Origin of the sequence: Chitinophaga rhizophila, assembly GCF_019492185.1 — a bacterium.
GTDB classification, from domain to species: domain Bacteria; phylum Bacteroidota; class Bacteroidia; order Chitinophagales; family Chitinophagaceae; genus Chitinophaga; species Chitinophaga rhizophila.
On the sequence record NZ_JAICCF010000002.1, the window covers coordinates 1,118,442 to 1,136,339 of the forward strand.

Annotated in this window: 15 protein-coding genes; 2 read left to right on the forward strand and 13 right to left on the reverse strand. The window is 46.3% G+C overall.

The genetic code is table 11. The features are described from left to right. Positions 1–66: 66 nt before the first annotated feature. Positions 67–1,635, reverse strand: a complete 1,569-nt coding sequence (gene odhB / locus K1Y79_RS13510; protein ID WP_220250598.1) for a 2-oxoglutarate dehydrogenase complex dihydrolipoyllysine-residue succinyltransferase — start codon at positions 1,633–1,635, stop codon at positions 67–69. 59 nt (positions 1,636–1,694) lie between these two features. Then, positions 1,695–4,445 (reverse strand): 2-oxoglutarate dehydrogenase E1 component, encoded by a 2,751-nt coding sequence (locus K1Y79_RS13515; protein WP_220250599.1) that lies wholly within the window; start codon positions 4,443–4,445, stop codon positions 1,695–1,697. A 268-nt stretch (positions 4,446–4,713) separates the two neighbouring features. Here K1Y79_RS13515 and rpsT point away from each other — a divergent pair, with 268 nt between their 5' ends. Both rpsT and K1Y79_RS13525 read left to right on the forward strand, forming a co-directional pair. After that, positions 4,714–4,968 carry a 30S ribosomal protein S20 gene (rpsT, locus tag K1Y79_RS13520; RefSeq protein ID WP_220250600.1) on the forward strand — a complete coding sequence of 85 codons (255 nt, stop codon included), beginning with the start codon at positions 4,714–4,716 and terminating at the stop codon, positions 4,966–4,968. Between the two features lie 454 nt (positions 4,969–5,422). Next, positions 5,423–7,153, forward strand: a complete 1,731-nt coding sequence (locus K1Y79_RS13525) for a M14 family metallopeptidase (RefSeq protein WP_220250601.1) — start codon at positions 5,423–5,425, stop codon at positions 7,151–7,153. Positions 7,154–7,291: 138 nt separating this feature from the next. On the opposite strand, the gene K1Y79_RS13530 is transcribed toward K1Y79_RS13525, so the two are convergent. The 11 genes from K1Y79_RS13530 to K1Y79_RS13580 all read right to left on the reverse strand — a co-directional run bounded on the left by K1Y79_RS13530 (position 7,292) and on the right by K1Y79_RS13580 (position 17,857). Then, positions 7,292–8,329 (reverse strand): beta-ketoacyl synthase chain length factor, encoded by a 1,038-nt coding sequence (locus tag K1Y79_RS13530; RefSeq protein ID WP_220250602.1) that lies wholly within the window; start codon positions 8,327–8,329, stop codon positions 7,292–7,294. Between the two features lie 16 nt (positions 8,330–8,345). After that, a complete protein-coding gene (locus K1Y79_RS13535) occupies positions 8,346–9,560 on the reverse strand; it encodes a beta-ketoacyl-[acyl-carrier-protein] synthase family protein (protein ID WP_220250604.1) in 1,215 nt (404 codons plus the stop codon). A 13-nt stretch (positions 9,561–9,573) separates the two neighbouring features. Continuing rightward, positions 9,574–9,831 carry a phosphopantetheine-binding protein gene (locus K1Y79_RS13540; RefSeq protein ID WP_220250606.1) on the reverse strand — a complete coding sequence of 86 codons (258 nt, stop codon included), beginning with the start codon at positions 9,829–9,831 and terminating at the stop codon, positions 9,574–9,576. 136 nt (positions 9,832–9,967) lie between these two features. Beyond that, positions 9,968–11,254 carry an ABC transporter permease gene (locus K1Y79_RS13545; RefSeq protein WP_220250608.1) on the reverse strand — a complete coding sequence of 429 codons (1,287 nt, stop codon included), beginning with the start codon at positions 11,252–11,254 and terminating at the stop codon, positions 9,968–9,970. 10 nt (positions 11,255–11,264) lie between these two features. Next, the gene (locus K1Y79_RS13550; protein ID WP_236059593.1) at positions 11,265–12,011 is read right to left on the reverse strand and encodes an ABC transporter ATP-binding protein; all 747 of its coding nucleotides are present in this window, start codon (positions 12,009–12,011) and stop codon (positions 11,265–11,267) included. Next, complete coding sequence (locus K1Y79_RS13555) at positions 12,011–13,036, reverse strand: BtrH N-terminal domain-containing protein (RefSeq protein WP_220250609.1); 1,026 nt, start codon at positions 13,034–13,036, stop codon at positions 12,011–12,013. The genes K1Y79_RS13550 and K1Y79_RS13555 overlap by 1 nt, the downstream gene beginning before the upstream one ends. 45 nt (positions 13,037–13,081) lie before the next feature. Continuing rightward, positions 13,082–13,480, reverse strand: coding sequence for a hypothetical protein (locus tag K1Y79_RS13560; RefSeq protein WP_220250610.1), 399 nt, complete (start codon positions 13,478–13,480; stop codon positions 13,082–13,084). 182 nt (positions 13,481–13,662) lie between these two features. Beyond that, entirely contained in the window at positions 13,663–14,799 is a 1,137-nt protein-coding gene (locus K1Y79_RS13565) for a beta-ketoacyl-ACP synthase III (protein ID WP_220250611.1), read from the reverse strand. A gap of 250 nt (positions 14,800–15,049) precedes the next feature. Then, a complete protein-coding gene (locus K1Y79_RS13570) occupies positions 15,050–15,970 on the reverse strand; it encodes a hypothetical protein (RefSeq protein WP_220250612.1) in 921 nt (306 codons plus the stop codon). A 387-nt stretch (positions 15,971–16,357) separates the two neighbouring features. After that, positions 16,358–17,026: a class I SAM-dependent methyltransferase gene (locus tag K1Y79_RS13575; RefSeq protein ID WP_220250613.1), complete on the reverse strand. Its 669-nt coding sequence runs from the start codon at positions 17,024–17,026 to the stop codon at positions 16,358–16,360. A 114-nt stretch (positions 17,027–17,140) separates the two neighbouring features. Beyond that, positions 17,141–17,857 carry a head GIN domain-containing protein gene (locus tag K1Y79_RS13580; protein ID WP_220250614.1) on the reverse strand — a complete coding sequence of 239 codons (717 nt, stop codon included), beginning with the start codon at positions 17,855–17,857 and terminating at the stop codon, positions 17,141–17,143. Positions 17,858–17,898: the final 41 nt, after the last annotated feature.

A 17,898-nucleotide genomic window follows, 5' to 3' on the forward strand; every position in this document is an offset into this window, starting at 1 on the left:
GCGATTGGCAACAAAGGCAATCAGGCGTTAAGCGTTTCGCATTATGCGTTCCGCGTTAAGCGTTAATTAGAGTTTCAGTAATGCTTTCAGTGGATCTTTACCAAACAGTAACTGCTCAGGACTTTCCAGCATTTCTTTTACACGTACCAGGAAGCTCACAGACTCACGACCATCGATGATACGGTGGTCATAGCTGAGCGCGATGTACATCATCGGACGGATTACTACCTGTCCGTTTACTGCCATCGGGCGTTCCTGTATTTTGTGCATACCCAGGATGGCAGACTGAGGGATGTTGATGATTGGTGTACTCATCAGGGAACCGAATACACCACCGTTAGTGATAGTGAAGGTACCGCCGGTCATCTCGTCCATAGTGAGTTTGTTGTCACGCGCTTTAGTGGCCAGTTCAACAACTTTTTTCTCGATCTGTGCCATATCCAGGCTTTCAGCATTGCGGATAACCGGTACTACCAGACCTTTCGGTGCAGAGACTGCGATAGATACATCGCAATAGTCGTGGAATACCAGTTCTTCGCCATCGATATATGCATTAACAGAAGGGAACTCTTTTAATGCAAAGCAACATGCTTTGGTGAAGAAGCTCATAAAGCCCAGGTTCACCTCATGTTGTTTCTTGAATACTTCCTTGTACTTAGCACGCAGTTCCATGATCGCGGTCATATCTACCTCGTTGAAGGTAGTCAGCATCGCGGTTGTGTTTTTTGCTTCTACCAGGCGGCGGGATACTGTCTTACGCAGGTTGCTCATTTTCTCGCGGCGTTCAGCGCGGGTGAACATTTCCTGACCCAGAGACACACCCGGATTCTGCAGCGCAGCAAAGACATCATCTTTCTTGATTTTGCCATGTGCACCTGTACCCTTGATAGAGGACGGATCAACGTGTTTGTCAGCAATTACTGCAGCGGCTACCGGCGTAGTTTTCACATCGTTCGGGATAGCTGTTACAGGTGCCTGCTGTGCCTGTGGTGCAGCCTGTGGGGTAGCAGCAGGAGCAGCAGATGCCGCAGGAGCTGACTTACCTGCAGGACGGCCTACACTGGTATCTATTTTAGCGATAGGATCGCCTATCTTTAATACATCGCCTTCTTTACCTAAAGTCTGTAACGCGCCAGCTTCTTCTGCATTCAGTTCAAAAGTAGCTTTCTCAGATTCCAGCTCGCAGATCACTTCATCGCGTTCTACATATTCGCCTTCTTTCTTCAGCCATTTGATCAATGTCACTTCGCTAATGGATTCGCCCACAGTAGGCACTTTCATTTCAATAGTCCCTTTATTCACCGCTGGTGCAGCAGGAGCTTCTTCTGCCGGAGCCGGTGCAGGCGCTGCCGCTTCCGGTGCAGCTGCAGGAGCCGAATCAGATCCGGACGGAGCTGCAGCATCCGTATCAATTGAACAAGCTACATCGCCTACTTTTAAAGTAGCGCCTTCGTCAGCCAGGATTTTCAATACCCCTGCTTTTTCTGCATTCAGTTCAAAGGTGGCTTTTTCAGATTCCATTTCACAGATCACCTCATCCTGCTGTACATAATCTCCGTCTTTCTTCAACCACTTTGCAATTGTTACCTCGCTAATAGATTCTCCTACCGTAGGAACTTTGATTTCGATAGCCATATTTCTAATTTCTGTGTGCAATCAATGTTTAAAAGTGAAAACTTGTTTCACCGAATCGTCTAAATGTTAAATGCAGTCTCAATAATTTCAAGCTGCTCTCTTGCGTGTACTTTCGCAAAACCAGTTGCTGTAGCAGCGCTTGGGTTGCGGCTGATCACACCGTAGTTGATCTGTTTCAGATTCATTTGCAGGTAAGATGCAGCACCCATATTCAATGGTTCTTCCTGCACCCAGAACCATGTAGCAGCTTTGTACTTCTGGTTCAACGCTTCCAGCTGCGTTACCGGCAGCGGATACAGTTGTTCCAGTCTTACGATCGCCACATCTTTCCTGTTTTCTTTCTGCTGTTTTTCACTCAGATCAAAGTACATCTTACCAGTACACAGCAATACTTTCTTCACTTTAGACGGATCATCAACAAATTCATCATCCAGTACCTCCTGGAATCCACCCTGCGTGAATGCAGATACAGGTGAATAAGAACCTGCGTGCCTTAAGTTGGCTTTCGGCGCGAAGTTAACCAGTGGTTTACGGAACTCCCATGTCAGCTGACGGCGCAGCGCGTGGAAGAAGTTAGCAGAGGTTGTGATATTTGTAATGATCATATTGTATTCAGCACATGCCTGCAGGAATCTTTCCGGACGGGCATTGGAGTGGTCTGGACCACCACCTTCGTAACCATGTGGCAATAACATTACCAGACCATTCTGCGTAGTCCATTTCTGTTCTGCACTGCTCACATACTGGTCAATCACTGTCTGAGCACCGTTCACAAAGTCTCCATACTGCGCTTCCCACAGTACCAGTGAATTAGGATTCGCCATAGCGTAACCATATTCAAAACCAAGTACTGCAAACTCACTCAGCAGGGAGTTATAGATACGGAACTGACCCTGTTTTTCCTGTAATGAACCCAGTCTGTTATAAGTAGCATTGGTATTTTCGTCAAACAGGATAGCGTGACGGTGAGAGAAAGTACCTCTCTTCACGTCTTCACCGCTCATACGCACGTCTTTGCCTTCTGCCAGCAGACTTGCATATGCCAGCAGTTCGCCGGTAGCCCAGTCAATCTTTCCTTCTGCCTCGAATAACTTTATTTTATCCTGCAACAGTTTCTCTACTTTACGTAAAGGCACGAACTCTTTCGGCCATTCCATCAGTTTACCGAACAGGCGTCTTACTTCCTCTTCTTTGATAGCCGTTACCGGAGATTTCTCAAAATCTTCAGGTGTAGACTTGCGTAGGGCTGCCCACCATTCTTCAGGCTCCTGATAGTGGTAAGGTAGTGGGTTCTGTCTTACTTCATCCAGGCGCTCCTGCAGGTCAGCCCAGAAGCTTTTCTCCATTTCCTTCGCCAGTTCCTGTACTTCCACTTCACCTGCTTTCAGCAGCTGCTGAGTGTACACTTCGCGCGGATTAGGATGTTTATCAATCAGTGCATACAGGCTTGGCTGAGTAAACTTAGGTTCGTCACCTTCGTTGTGGCCATGCTTACGGTAGCACAGTAAGTCAATGAATATGTCTGAGTTAAATTCCTGTCTGTAACGTGCTGCAATCTCAGCTACTTTTACCACCGCTTCCGCATCGTCGCCATTCACATGGAATACAGGTGCCTGTACAGTAGAAGCAATACTTGTACAATAGTCGGATGAACGTGCATCGTCAAAATCAGTCGTGAAACCAATCTGGTTATTGATTACCAGATGCATGGTACCGCCAGTGTAGTACCCTTTCAGGTTGCTCATCTGGATCAGCTCATATATTACACCCTGTCCTGCTACTGCGGCATCGCCGTGGATCAGGATAGGCAGTATTTTGTCGTAGTCGCTGCTGTAGATAACGTCAGCTTTGCTGCGGGCGAAGCCTGTTACCAGTGGGTCTACCACTTCCAGGTGGGAAGGGTTAGGCAACAGCTGCAGATTTACTTTCTTACCTGTAGGTGTTTCAACGATAGAACGGAAACCCAGGTGGTATTTCACGTCGCCACTACCCATTGTCAGGTCCGGTACTGCATGACCTTCAAATTCATTGAAGATCTGCTCATACGTTTTACCCAGAATGTTTGCCAGTACGTTCAGACGGCCGCGGTGCGCCATACCGATCACTGCTTCCTGTACGCCTGCGTCAGCAGCAGTGTTGATAATAGCGTCCAGCGCAGGAATGGTGTTTTCACCACCTTCCAGACCGAAACGTTTCTGACCAATATATTTTGTATGAAGGAATCTTTCAAACATTACACCCTGATTCAATTTCAGCAGGATGCGTTTTTTCTTGTCCAGAGTAGTAGGCTGCTGGAAGGTACCCTCCATTTCGCGCTGTAACCACTCGACTTTCTTAGCGTCGTTGATATATGTAAATTCCAGACCCACTGCAGCAGCATATACCTGCTTCAGACGGTTCACGATATTCTCCAGGCTGGTTTTACCCAGTCCCAGCACCTGACCTGCATGAAATTCTGTTTTCAGATCTGCTTCACCCAGGCCGTAAAAAGAAATGTCCAGGTTGGCTTGTCTGTCTTTCCTCTCACGAATAGGATTCGTTTTGGAAATAAGGTGCCCCTTTTTACGGTAGGCCTGTATCAGTCTGTAAACATTGAGTTCCTTTGTTAACTGATCACTGCTAACCGGTAAACCGGCAGCCGCCGCTCCCGGCGCTCCTGCTTTTCCATTAACGTTATTTACCGCAAAGTCAAATCCTTCAAAAAACTTGCTCCATTCCGGGTCTACTGCGCCAGGGTCTTTACGGTAATCCTGGTATAAAGATTCAATGTAGGCAGGATGTGAGTTGGTAACAAATGAGAAGTCCTTCATTTACAACGAGTTTTGCTAAAGCTTCGATTCAAATTGCTATTCTGTTGAATGCCCCTTATATAATATATGGGATTGCAAATATCGTTGCTTTTTTGGGAAAGAAAAACGGAAAAATAGTGAATTGATAAAGCTGCTGATTTTGATCACTTTTCCTATCTTGCACCTCTTTAGCAAAGGGCCGGCTTAAATATTCCGGGGAAATTCCATTTTATTTGTTTTCTAAGAAAGTAATTCCTACCTTTGCCGTCCGAAACTTGAAATTAAAACAATGGCAAACCATAAAGCAACGAAAAAAGACGTACGTCAGAGCAAAAAACGGAATGAGCGTAACCGTTACTACGGTAAAACTACCCGTAATGCTATCCGTGATCTGAAGAAATTGACTGAAAAGGCGGCTGCTGACGAAAAGTTGTCTGATGTGATCTCTATGATCGACAAGTTGGCTAAACGTAATGTTATTCATAAAAATAAAGCAGCCAACCTGAAAAGCAAACTTTCTAAGAAAGTAAACGCTATCGCGTAAGCGCAGCTTTGTCTGAAAATAATTAATACAAAAAGCTCTTCCTGTAAACAGGAAGGGCTTTTTGTATTAATACACCTCCATAATAGCCCCGCCTGTCATCCTACCCTGCTCCCCTTTCCTATTCTATCTCCCACAAACCGGTCCACACCAATTATTCCTTTATCATCCCTCGTTTTTCCAATCCGCAACAGTATATCCGATGTCATTTAACGAAAAATGCGTGCTCTGGCTTCGCTTAAATCTTCATACCATCCCCTCACCAAAAGATCACCATAAGGGCACCTCAATATCGGGGGGATATCCAAGTGCCCTTATGGTGACCTTTTGGTAGCAGGATAATATGAATACCTGACCAATAACAAACCATACCCCCGTGAATGCTTATCATGAACGACTGCCCCTTTCATTCCTCGCCCGTAAAAGATATCTTTACCCGTTCATTGTAACCATTTTCATGAAGCAACTCTTACATCTAGCCATCTTACTGGTGCTGTGCCGTACAGCTGCCGCCCAGGACCTGACCACCCGGTATGAAAAAACCCAGGGAAAAGAAACCGCTACCTATGCGGAATGTATCGCCTATTATAAACAACTTGACAAACGCTTTCCACAGATAGCCATGAAGGAAATGGGTACCACAGATGCCGGTTTCCCACTCCATCTTGTCACCTACTCCCCCTCGGGCGATTTTAATTATGCCAGCCTGCGTAAAAAGAACAAACGGATCATACTGATTAACAACGGTATACACTCCGGTGAACCAGATGGTATCGACGCTTCTATGCTACTGCTGCGCGATCTGGCCCTCGGGAAAAATAAACTGCCAGATAATATCGTCCTGGCCGTAATTCCTGTATATAATATCGGCGGCGCACTGAACCGTAGTACTGAATACCGCGTAGACCAGAACGGTCCGGACGCATTTGGCTCCCGTGGAAATGCCCGGAACTATGACCTGAACCGTGACTTCATCAAAGCAGATTCCCGCAATGCCCGCTCCTTCCAGCAAATTTATCAACTGACTGATCCTGACGTGTTTATAGATAACCATGTCAGTAACGGTGCTGACTATCAGCACATTATGACCCTGTTATCTACAGAGCATAATAAAATGGGCGGTGCCATGGGCAACTTCCTGCATAAAGAATTTGAACCCGGCATCTATCGCCTGATGAAAGAAAAAGGCTACGATCTGGTTCCCTACGTAAACCATTTTGGTGAAACACCGGAAAACGGCTGGATCACCTATGCTGACGGTCCAAGGTATTCCAGTGGATACACTACCTTATTCCATACCTTCGGATTTGTACCAGAAACGCATATGCTGAAGCCTTATCCACAGCGGGTACAGGCCACCTACGCACTCATGGAATCTTTCATCAGTTTTGTAAGTCAGCACAGTGACGAGATCAGCTCCCTGCGTACACAAACAAAAGAGAAAGAGAAAACTCAGGCTTCGTTCCCACTGGAATGGAATGTGGATACCACCCACTTCAGCTATATCAATTTCAAAGGATATGGGTCTGTGTATAAACCCAGCGACATCTCAGGACAGCCTCGTCTCTTTTACGACAGAACGAAGCCATTTGAGAAAAAGGTGAAGTTTTATGACAATGTCGTAGCCGGCAACTTTGTGGAAAAGCCAGTGGCCTATATCATCCCGCAAGGCTGGTGGAATGTGCTCGATCTGCTGAGAAATAATAACGTACAAATGCGACGATTGTCACAGGATACGACCATTCAGGTAGAGATTTACCATATAGCCGACTACAAAACTGCACAGCGTCCTTACGAAGGTCACTACCTCCATAGCAATGTGAAAGTGACTACTTCAACTGATACGCTCCGGTTCAGAAAAGGAGATTACTACATTCCTATGAACCAGGTAGCCAACCGCTACCTGATGGAAACACTGGAACCTACCGGCGGAGATTCTTTCTTTGCATGGAATTTCTTTGATCCTATACTGGCCCGTAAAGAAGGTTATTCACACTATGTGTTTGAAGATATCGCAGCCGCTTACCTGCAATCCAACCCTGCTTTGCAGCAGGAACTGAAAAAGAAACAAGCGTCTGATAGCAGTTTTGCCAAAAGCGGGGATGCACAATTGCGGTATGTGTATGAGCACTCACCCTATTCAGAACCAGGCTATCTGAGATATCCGGTGTTCAGAATCAGGAAGTAATTATCCGTAAGCACCAATCCGCCACATCACGCATAATGCGTAAAAGAGCAGCGGTCCGGGAGAGTTACTCCGGACCGCTGCTCTTTATATTTTCAGGAAAGAGACACCCATTCCTGATCAATCTTTTCTGATTACTGGTTAATCTTTACTGTGTAACAGCATAAAAACATGTTGCTCTCCGAAGAAGTGATTATATATCAGCACATTCTTCAGCCTTTCCGGCTGATGGGTTACCATCGGAAACCATGCCTTCGGGATCTGCTGCTCTTTCAGGATAGTGGCTGCCAGCCATAAGGCAAATGCACCAGCGGTTTCATAGTCTCCACAGAGATGTTTGAATGGCAACTGAGTACGTTGTGGATAACTATCCAGCAGTTGATAATAATGCAGGTGATTACTGTCAGCATTAGCGCCGGTCAGTATAAGATCTATATCCTCCGGTTGCATATTACGTTGTGCCAGGAACTGGGACAATGCAGTACCAAGATGTGCCGGAGTTGGCTTGTATAATAACTGAAGGCCTCCAATCTGTGCATAAGTCTGTTCACCTGGCGTATTCGTCAGCAGAAAAAAGGCCGCTCCTTCTCCGGAGATTGTTCCGGGAGACACATGCGCATATAGCTGATCATTGGAGATAGTTTCCCGTTTCCAGTGACCGATACGTCCTTTGATAAAGAAGTGTTCAGGGGTGATTTCGTCGAATGCGCCGGCCAGTACGTTAGGTGTACCTTCTGACAGTAGCAGCAGACTATCCAGGAGGGCATGTTCAAAGGAGAAGCCCCGGTGTACAAAAGTGTTGTTGTACTGCGTACATTTCTGCTGCAGGGCTATCAGTCCGTTCACAGCATTGTAGGTAGACTGGATAAAAGGCGTCGGATTGAGGGCACGCTCTTCAAAGTCGCGTATTTCTTTGATGAAACGTTCTGTGTCCTGCAGACTGCCTTTTCCGGTACCCGTCACAATGGCTCCGGGAACATGAATACCGCCGTCCTGCAGGCATTTCAGGGATGCAGCCAGCCCCATTTTCAGCACTCTGGTCATGCGACGCAGGCTGTTAGGAGCTATAAATGCACGATAATCCGGTTCCACACAGGAAAGTCTGTTTCCCTGGGTCACGATCATGGGCTGAGTAAGCAGATCTCCATCGAAAGTGTGTTGAGGAGAAATGGCAGCCATTCCTTGTATGTAGCAGTTACCCTTCATATTTGCTTAGCAGCAGGGAAGCGTTATTGCCTCCGAAACCGAATGAGTTGGATAATACATGACGTACCGGGTATGCTTCCAGTAAACTGGTTTCCGGCGTGATGTACAATTCCTCCATTTGTTCTTTGAAATGGAGATTAGGAAATATTAACTGGTGCTGGATAGCCAGTACCGCGTAGATAGCTTCTATGCCACCGGCAGCTGCAAGTGCGTGACCGGTAAAAGGTTTGGTACTGCTGAATTTAGGCGTCTGCTCACCAAACAACCTTTGAAGTGCCATACCTTCAGCTACATCATTGCTGAGTGTAGCAGTACCATGAACATTTACATACTGGATATCTGCAGGTAAGCAACCGCCCATTTCCATAGCACCTTTCATGGCAGCATAAGCACCATCTCCATCCGGGGAAGGCGCTGTAGGGTGGAAGGCTTCGTTGGTATTGGCGTAGCCATTAAATACCGCCAGTACAGGTGCATTTCGTTCTCTTACAAGCGATTCGCTTTCCAGTACGAGATAAGCAGCACCTTCCCCGAGATTAAGGCCATTACGATCTTTATCAAAGGGCATACATGGGCGCTTATCAATATTTTTAAGTGAGTTGAAACCGTTAAGGGTAAAGCGGGTCAGGGCTTCTGTGCCTCCGCAGATAACACGTCTGGCCAGACCAGCCTTTATCAGCCTTGCGCCATACATCAATGCGTTGGCAGAAGAGGAACAGGCAGTACTGATGGTGGTAATATATCCGTTGATACCGACAGCATCTGCTATACGCTGCGTACAATCAGCACAGTCCAGTGTATCGATAAATCTTACAAAGTCGCCGTCCTTTTCAGGGTCGGCAATATCAAAATAAACATTCTCTGTATCACACATGCCACCAACGGTGGAAGCATTTATGAATCCGGTCTGTTCATCCTGTAAGGCGGTGATGCCGGCATGCCGGATGGCTTCCTGCATGGCGATGAGGCCAAGCAATGTAGTGCGGGTATAGCCTTCCTGCCCGGATACGCCGGCCATCTGGCTGAGTTCCGCTGTAGTATGCTTTACTTCTGCAACTGGTAGTACATCTTTGTAGATAGTAGTCAGTAGCCTGGTATAGTCCAGACCACTCTGTTGCGCGCGCAGGCTTTGAAGATTGCCTGCTACGTCGTCACCAATGGCGGTGATCATGCCCACCCCTGTTATAAACACGCGTTCCGCCATGCCTGGTTATTGCTTACGCAGGTTGTTTAGATTGAATAAATTCTGCCATTGATTGAACAGACTGTAATATCTTTCTTCCTTCGCGGGGATCTTCCACTTTAATCTGATAATTTCTTTCCAGTAATACCATCAATTCCAGAGAGTCGATGCTATCTAATCCGAGACCTTCTCCAAACAGCGGTGCATTATCATCAATATCTTCAGGACGGGTATCCTGCAGGTTCAACGCTTCAATAATCTGAACTTTCAGTTTCTGTTTTAAATCTTCCATAGTTTTGTTGCAGGTTTATACTTCCTTTCCTTTTCAGGAAGCCCCGGCTCCATCAGCAATTTTTTTGCCAGGGCAGCCGTAAAAATACAGTTTTACCGTCAATAGTCAATGCATGGCTTGCCTACACAAGGTTTCATTAGCTCAGTCTTCTTTTCTCTATGGCTGCTGCTATGCATAACAGCACTGCTGCAAACATAACGAGCTTACCCATATCGACCCATATGTGACTCACCCCTACATTTCTCAGATAAATATTATTAATCGCATCCAGTCCCCAGCTTAATGGAGAAAGGTGCCCGATAAATTGCATATGTGAAGGCATTATTTCCAGCGGAATCCATATACCGCCGATAGCAGACAGTATTACAATGGAAATAGCGCCAAAGTTCAATGCCTGGTTAGGCGTTTTAAATACGGTTCCTACCAGTATACCATATGAGGTAGCTGCCAGTCCGATACCGGTTGCAACGATGAAAGCTGCCAGAAAGCTTTGTCCCAGCATAAGTCGGGGCAATCCGAGTAGTGGCAGCAGGTAAATACCTACCTGCATCATCAGGTAGAACTGTACAACACATACTGCCACAAAGAATAACATTTTGCCCGTCAGGATTGCGAGGTAAGAACCAGGTATTAGTTTCATGCGCAGCAGGCTGCCGTCTTCTCTTTCCCGGATCATATTACCCGCTATAGGTATTACAATGAAGAACATGGCGAAGATGCTCCAGGCGGGCACATTATGTTGTACTGAGTTGGATATGACATCCAGCTCCTGGGATGGTCCGGTAAGTTGTTCTTTCAGTCCTACTGCCTTCAGTTCTATATGCATGGAATCATTCTCCGGAACGTCTTTCTTTTTCAGTTGTTTTTTGATCCTTTCCAGCAGCAGGTCTGTCTCTACCTGGGTCAGGAAGTTATCCAATGCCTGGTGGATGGCGCTTTTGAATGCTTTTTTTGATGCAGGATCGAAGTATACGGTGACATGTAATGAGTCTTTCCGGTTGCTTACAGGCAGTACATCGGGCATGCCCATTCTGCGGGAGATATCATTGACAATCTTATTAGCGTTACTGACAATAGCGCCGGTAGCGCCCTTAGGGATGATAATACATATCTGGTAATGGCCTTCATTTACCATTGCTCTGGCCTGTTGTTCTGTGACGGTGTTTCCATTAACAGTGTCTACTACGCGGAACTGGCCGGTTTGTCCGAGGCCTTCTCTGATGTATTTTCCCAGTCTCCCTTGATCATTATCCACGGTGAGGATATCGAATTTCAGTTCCTGGTAATCGCGGAAAGGCGCGTCTTCTATTAATGCCATGACGGTGATCAGTACAACCGGCATTACAAACAGCAGGGTTAACCCTGTTCTGTCACGCAGCAGTAACAACCATTCTTTTCGTATTGTAGCCAGTAATCGTAGCATCCGGTTAATGTTAATCTCTTAATGCGTGTCCTGTGTAATGCAGAAACACGTCTTCCAGGTTACGGCATTCGGCATGCCTTTGAATCAGTTCTTCTGTACCGCCTTGCACGACGGCTCTTCCTTCGTCTATGATTACCACTTCACTGCAGATGGTTTGTGCTTCATCCAGGAGGTGAGAAGTATATACAATACTGACGCCCTGCTGATTATAATTGCGCAGGAACTGCAGGATCATGGTCCTGGACTGTACGTCTACACCAGCGGTAGGCTCGTCCAGTATAAGTAGTTTCGGGTGGTGTAAGATAGATGCGATGATATTGGTGCGGCGTTTCATTCCGCCTGAGAAATGGCGTATTTGTTTATTACCGGCTTTTTCCAGTCCAAATTCCTGCAGGTACTGGTCAATCAGGTTGCGCAGGGGCTTGCCTTTCAGTCCGTAGAGATTACCGAAGTATTCGAGGTTTTCTATGGCTGTAAGGTGAGGAAATAAGGCGATCTGTTGTGGCACGACACCAATCAGCTGTTTGATAGCTTCGCGGTTGGCGGCATTCTGTGTCAGATCAAATAGTTGTACTTGTCCGGCATCAGCTTTCACCAATCCGCACAGGATGGAGATAGTAGTGGTTTTACCTGCGCCGTTAGGGCCGAGTAATCCTACGATACTGCGTTCCGGGAAGCTGAATGAGAGACCTTTAAGAGAGGGTTCGAGCGCTCCTTTGTATGTTTTGTGCAAATCCTGCACCAGCATGCTGGTCATTATAATTTCACTTTCGACAATTTCCGGAATAGTACTTCTTCCTCGGCAGCGCATTGCATCAGCATTTCGCTGAGTTCTGCGTAAGATATGTTGTTTGCCGTTCTGCTTTTACATACTCTGCCGGCATTGAAGGCAAAGTTGCGCCAGGTATCTCCGATACTGGTCAGTTCAGCGGAAAGTGCAGACAGTTCATCTCTTTTGAGGATACCTGCAGCTTCCTGGAGGAAGGCGGCATACATGAAGCGGAAGCCGGCTCCACCGGTACCGATTTCTTCCTGCATGCGGATAATATTACCTAGGTATAGGACTGCTTTTCTGTCTCCAACTTTCTCTGGATAGTGCTTTAAGCGTTTGGCCAGGAAACGGATTCCTTTCACACCAAACATGGGCAGCGGAATATTGAGCATATCGCTGCATGCCTGTTTGATACCGTCGCGGATAGGTTGCTCGAGGGAGATTGTTTTGGGCATTTCTACCGGATAGTACATCTTGCCTTTAGGAGCGGGAAAGCCTTTAGCGAAACGGGCTTCTGCCAGGCTTTTCGGATCTATCTCTGTTACCTGCTCCATAATGGGATCGCTGATCAGATAGTTATCCCCATCCTTTCCATACGCTACGAGGTTGTGGGCATTAAAATGGAACCGGTATGCCGGCGGGAAGTAAGGCAGGTAATATACACTGGACAGCAACCCTACTGGCCTGCCTTGTTCCAGTACCCGGTCCAATGCCTGCATACCTTTCTCCGGACTGGAAAATGACTGTGACGCTATTTTCACCCCCAGGCGTTTGGCTACTCTTTTGAAGATAGCGCCTGGCACCACACGATAGGTGGTACCTGGTACTCCGTTCACCTTTACGAAGGGCAGGTGACCAAAGAATATACCGGCACCTATACCAAAAGCCATTGGTTCACTGATCTGCAATCCGTAATGACGGAATATATTGGAGATAACCCCACTTTCGCAGTGAGCCGTCTGCACATGGTGAAACTGTGTATCACTCATAACTTCCAGAACCTCGTCCATTTTGGATAATAATTTATTGATAGTCCGGCGATAACCGGAAACTGCTTATTTAATATTTTTCAATTCCTGTACCGTAATCTTAAATGCTGCCGCATAGCGTCGCAACATTTTATCACTCAGCCTGTTAAATACGGATGTTTTCATATGGCGTTTCACCTGCCATTGGAATTTCCCTACATAACTTGCCAGCAGGGGCAGGTCCATGATGTTCTTTTCCATGTAATATGCTACAGGGCTTATTTCACCGGCGACTACCTGTGCACGGGCTTTTTCCACACGTGCATTGATTTCCTCCCATGCCTGTTGCATCGCTACATTTTCAGGTTCCCAGCCTACGCTGTTGACCTGCACGTACTGACCTGTGTTGTCAGTAGCATAGAACAGCTGACGGAACTGTCCGTCGTGCATGTTATTACCATCCTGGGGTACGTCGTCTTTCTTCATATATAACTATTAAAAAAAATAGGAACCAGGTATTAGAAATGAAGAATTGAGTTGGTCTGCCATAACTTTTAGTGTTCATCACCCGAACACTGACGGATAAAACGAAAAGTTATTTAGTTGAAGTAGGGACTTGCCCGATCAATTCCTGATTCCTAATTCCTGATTCCTAATTTCAGTATTTATTATACAACAGTGATATGTGCATATGCATAGGAGAACCTGGCACTTTCCGGTACCATCATCACGATAGTCTGCCCTTTTTTGAGCATATCATTATTCAGCAGTTCTTCCAGCATAAGGTAGGGAGATGCAGTACCTACGTTACCTACCTTGGTCAGGTTGGTAAACCATTTCTCCTGAGGGATAGGTACACCCAGGCGGGTGATCTCTTCATCTATCTTAAAGCGGAAAAATTCTGAAGACAGGTGAGGCAGGAAATAATCCAGCTTATCCAGGTCTATATTGTAACGTTCTACCAGTTCTTTCCACATTTTCGCACCGGAAGGAACAATGTTTTTACCCAGCAGGCGGGTATCTTGTTTGAAGGAGAACACGCTGTGCTGCGCCCATTCATCCGGTGTCATATCGATCCAGCCTTTGGTGCTGCCGTCTTCATTTTTGATGGAGCCTGCATACATACAGGTTTCCAGTTCGTGTGCATAGGATGCTATTTCCACCCAGTCTACACGCAGGGACAGTCCTTCTTCATTAGGCTTATCCTGGAAAAGGGCGGCACTGGCACCATCGGAGAGCATCCAGCGAAGGAAGTCTTTTTCAAAGGCAATGATTGGATTATCTTCCAGTTGCTTCAGGTTTTCAGTTTCAGGCTCAAACTTTTCAGCCAGCATCCAGCTGGAGAACTTTTCAGAACCTGAGCTGACAGCGTTACGGGTGTTACCGCACTTGATAGACATCCAGGCATATTTGAATGCCTGCATACCTGCGGCGCATGCACCTGTTGCCGCGATCAGTTCTACCGGCTGGCATTTCAGCAGGCCATGTACCATGGCAGCATGGTTAGGCAGCATCTGATCAGGAGAAGTGGTTCCACAAGCCAGCAGTTGCAGCTGACTGAGGGGGAATTTATCGTCAAAGAGATTGTTTACAGCTGTGGCTGTCATTTCAGCATTCGAGTGAGTAGATTTTCCATCCTTATCCAGAGAATAATAACGGGTTTTGATCTTATTATTTCCCAAAATTCTCAATCTTGCACGGGAAGGCTTTCCGTCTACCAATCCCAGAATGCTTTCCATCTCGTCATTTCCTACAGGCTCATTCGGCAAAAACTTAGATAGCCTTGTAATATAAACTTCCTTCATTTGAAATAGATTCCTGTTTGTTATAAGTTGATGCCTATCCTCTATTAAAGACTGGCTATTGATTATTAGTCCTTTATGTTTTCTTGTTGCTGGTGTATTGTCCGGTTTGCCCCTTGTCAATGCCTTTTAGCACACACAAACGCCCGTAAATATAGAATACTCTACGGATATAACCGTAAAACGGTCGTTTGAGTGGTTGTCCCCTATAATGAATGGTATGAGAAATATTCCATGACCCACCTTTTACAGCTTAGCGAAGGTGTATTCCTTTATAGTACTTAACTTCTTCCAGCAGCTTACGTTTATTTAACGCGAGTTTCAGTACAGATGTTATCTTGGCAAGCGGTGACAGGACAAAAATTCCGATCAGCAGCAACCCTCTGTACATACTTACCCGGCCCTGACGTTCAGGGGCACCCGGGCCACCTTTTGCACTAATGAATTTTGACCAGTAGCGGAATGCCCTGATGCCTCTGTCTTCCAGTAGTATAAGGTTAGGCAACAGATCGACAGCGCCTAGTTCTATCAGCTGTGGTTGCAGGGCATCCCATTGTCTGTCCTGCAGTACTTTGGCAATCGGCGCGGCAAAACGCACAGATTCCTGAATATCTTTCTCCTGTACGCCGGCAGGCGGTAACAGGACAGTAGCTTCTTTCTTTCCTTTAAACTGCCACCTCAATACGGTGATCAGTGCCACCAAGTTAGGCGATTTATCAACCAATACGATGTTGCCTACCAGGTGAGCGCCTGCCCGTTGCAGGTATTCCTTAACCCGTTCCTGCGCATTCAGCCACATATTACGGCAACCCATCAGGGTGATGACAGGCTTTCCTTTCAGCAGCCGCGCTGCTGATTCACTTTGTAAGAAAGCAGCCGTTGGCTGGGATGGGGATAGGAACCAGGGTTGATAAGCAAGGATAACAAGATCAAAGTGCTCATCAGGATTCACTTTCAGCGGAGCAATTGCTCTGGGACGACCTAACACCGTTTCGGGCATTGTATCGTAAAAAACCTGCTTTTTCCATGGGAACACAAATGGCTGCACTGGTTTCAGTTCTTCGTATACGATAGTTGCCTTGTCCTGTAAAGGGCCTAATACCGTATCGACGATTCTCTTTAATTGTCCTGTTTGCGAATAATATACAACCAGGATCTTAGGTCGTTCAGTCATAAAAGGAATAGGAGGTTCAACAATTGAAGCCGTAAACTTACGAAAAACAACTGTAGGTAAAAGATATTTTTTTGTTATATGAATAGTGATCGTTCCTACCTGCTTGGCTTCGTAGCGTGCAGATATTCAGCTTTCCAGACACCAGAACATCCGGTTACCGGCGTACAAAAATAAAACGCCTGCCGGAATGTGTGAACACTCTGCGGCAGGCGCTGTAAATATGAAAAATCTTGAATATACTCCAGTCAGGCATCTCTTGTGCCTTAGCCAGGTACTGCCATATCCTCTGCAAATTGTTTACAGCAATACCGTGGCCAAAGGACTTAATAAGTTGTTAAACAGGTACAAAGATGATGTTTGTATTTGCACTTAAGTGTTAAAGAGAGCTTAAATTTTGATTCCGCGTAAACAAATATTTTCTAACTGCACGGTAGAACCTCCGCCCTGTGGGGTTTTTACGTCTTCTACTGCTGTTATGACTTCAGCGACTGCAAAACTATTTTTCTCCAATAATGCTTCCGCAGCCTCCACATCATATAATGTAAAGCCATGTTCACTGAACGGTAACTGCCGCATTGATTCTGCCGACCTGATAGCCAGTATCAGTTCCCCTCCTTTCTCCAGCACCTGGTGGATAGCACTTAAAGCAACATCCGGTTTGTCCCAGAAGTATAGCACATTGGCAGCAAATACTTTTGTGAAAGCGCCTGCTGCAAAGGTCATCTCCTCTGTTTTACCAAGATGCAGCTGTACACTGCCGTCAGCTACCCGCGCACTGTTTTCCTTACGCGCCTCTTCTACCATAATGTCCGATATATCTAGCCCTGTATACTGAATGCCTGCTTGCTTCTGAAACAGCGCCGGAATAAAGTGACCATTTCCGAACCCTATTTCCAGTACCCTGTCTCGTGGCTTTAACCCCAGAAAGTCAAGTACCATGTCATATATTGCGGCATTAGACTTATTCATTGCCTGACCTATCCGCAGACCATCCTCTCCCTGCGGCTGCCGCAGCTGTCGGGCCAGATCCTTTGGACTTATTGTTGGTTTCTCCATAAAAACAGCTTTTTTCATACATCAGGAATCAAGTTTCAGCCTCCGGGAGTAATTGTATACCGGAAATGATCATGGTCAATACCCGATTGCTGATACCCGATTCCTGACTGTTTACTAGTTTTTGTGTACAGACCCTGAACCGGCAATACTGGAAGATACTTCCGGACTACCCTTGTAACTCACATCGCCCGATCCCACAATTTTCGCATTCAGCTTCACACTGGCATGTACGTCTGCATTACCGCTACCGGCAATAGTCACTTTTGTATTTTCTGTATGCAGCTCTCCGCCATCGAAGTTACCGCTACCTGCCATACTAACCTCCAGGTCTTTAGTTTCACCGGCTAATTTGATATCACCGGCCCCGGCAGAAGAGGCAATTACCTTCGGACTGTTAACTGCGCCTTCAAGATTACCGGAACCAGCCAGCTTAAATCTTACAGGCTCGTCATTTTCAAGCGCATTTGTCACTTTTATATTACCGCTACCAGCAAGAGATAACTGGTAAACATCCGGAGCCGTCAGTTTAATTTTGATTCCGTCGCTGGATCTTACAGAAACATGATCTTTCAGATCTACAACCAGTTCATCATCATGCACTTGCAGCTGAATATACTTTAAGAGATTGTCATCGGCTTCAATCACGGCCTCCTGGGCAGGCCCCTGGGTAAATTCAATGTCCATACTGCCTTTGAGCACAACTTTATGATAATTTCCGAGAGAACGCGTTTCCGTAGATACGTTGCCGCTGCCTTTAACACGGCGTCCGCCGCAACTGTATAGGGTTACCAGCAACAGGGCTACAGCCGAACCATAGACGATTCTTTTCATGTGGTTGATATTTTGTTGAGTTTTAAAATGGCGATTAATAC

Excerpts from the sequence above, each read along its gene's own strand:
- K1Y79_RS13560 (WP_220250610.1), bottom strand. The coding sequence starts at position 13,480 with ATGAAGAAAGACGACGTACCCCAGGATGGTAATAACATGCACGACGGA.
- K1Y79_RS13575 (WP_220250613.1), bottom strand. The coding sequence starts at position 17,026 with ATGGAGAAACCAACAATAAGTCCAAAGGATCTGGCCCGACAGCTGCGG.
- K1Y79_RS13535 (WP_220250604.1), bottom strand. The coding sequence starts at position 9,560 with ATGGCGGAACGCGTGTTTATAACAGGGGTGGGCATGATCACCGCCATT.
- odhB (WP_220250598.1), bottom strand. The coding sequence starts at position 1,635 with ATGGCTATCGAAATCAAAGTTCCTACGGTAGGAGAATCTATTAGCGAG.
- K1Y79_RS13515 (WP_220250599.1), bottom strand. The coding sequence starts at position 4,445 with ATGAAGGACTTCTCATTTGTTACCAACTCACATCCTGCCTACATTGAA.
- K1Y79_RS13530 (WP_220250602.1), bottom strand. The coding sequence starts at position 8,329 with ATGGCTGCCATTTCTCCTCAACACACTTTCGATGGAGATCTGCTTACT.
- K1Y79_RS13540 (WP_220250606.1), bottom strand. The coding sequence starts at position 9,831 with ATGGAAGATTTAAAACAGAAACTGAAAGTTCAGATTATTGAAGCGTTG.
- K1Y79_RS13550 (WP_236059593.1), bottom strand. The coding sequence starts at position 12,011 with ATGACCAGCATGCTGGTGCAGGATTTGCACAAAACATACAAAGGAGCG.
- K1Y79_RS13565 (WP_220250611.1), bottom strand. The coding sequence starts at position 14,799 with ATGAAGGAAGTTTATATTACAAGGCTATCTAAGTTTTTGCCGAATGAG.
- K1Y79_RS13545 (WP_220250608.1), bottom strand. The coding sequence starts at position 11,254 with ATGCTACGATTACTGGCTACAATACGAAAAGAATGGTTGTTACTGCTG.
- K1Y79_RS13570 (WP_220250612.1), bottom strand. The coding sequence starts at position 15,970 with ATGACTGAACGACCTAAGATCCTGGTTGTATATTATTCGCAAACAGGA.
- K1Y79_RS13525 (WP_220250601.1), top strand. The coding sequence starts at position 5,423 with ATGAAGCAACTCTTACATCTAGCCATCTTACTGGTGCTGTGCCGTACA.
- K1Y79_RS13580 (WP_220250614.1), bottom strand. The coding sequence starts at position 17,857 with ATGAAAAGAATCGTCTATGGTTCGGCTGTAGCCCTGTTGCTGGTAACC.
- K1Y79_RS13555 (WP_220250609.1), bottom strand. The coding sequence starts at position 13,036 with ATGGACGAGGTTCTGGAAGTTATGAGTGATACACAGTTTCACCATGTG.
- rpsT (WP_220250600.1), top strand. The coding sequence starts at position 4,714 with ATGGCAAACCATAAAGCAACGAAAAAAGACGTACGTCAGAGCAAAAAA.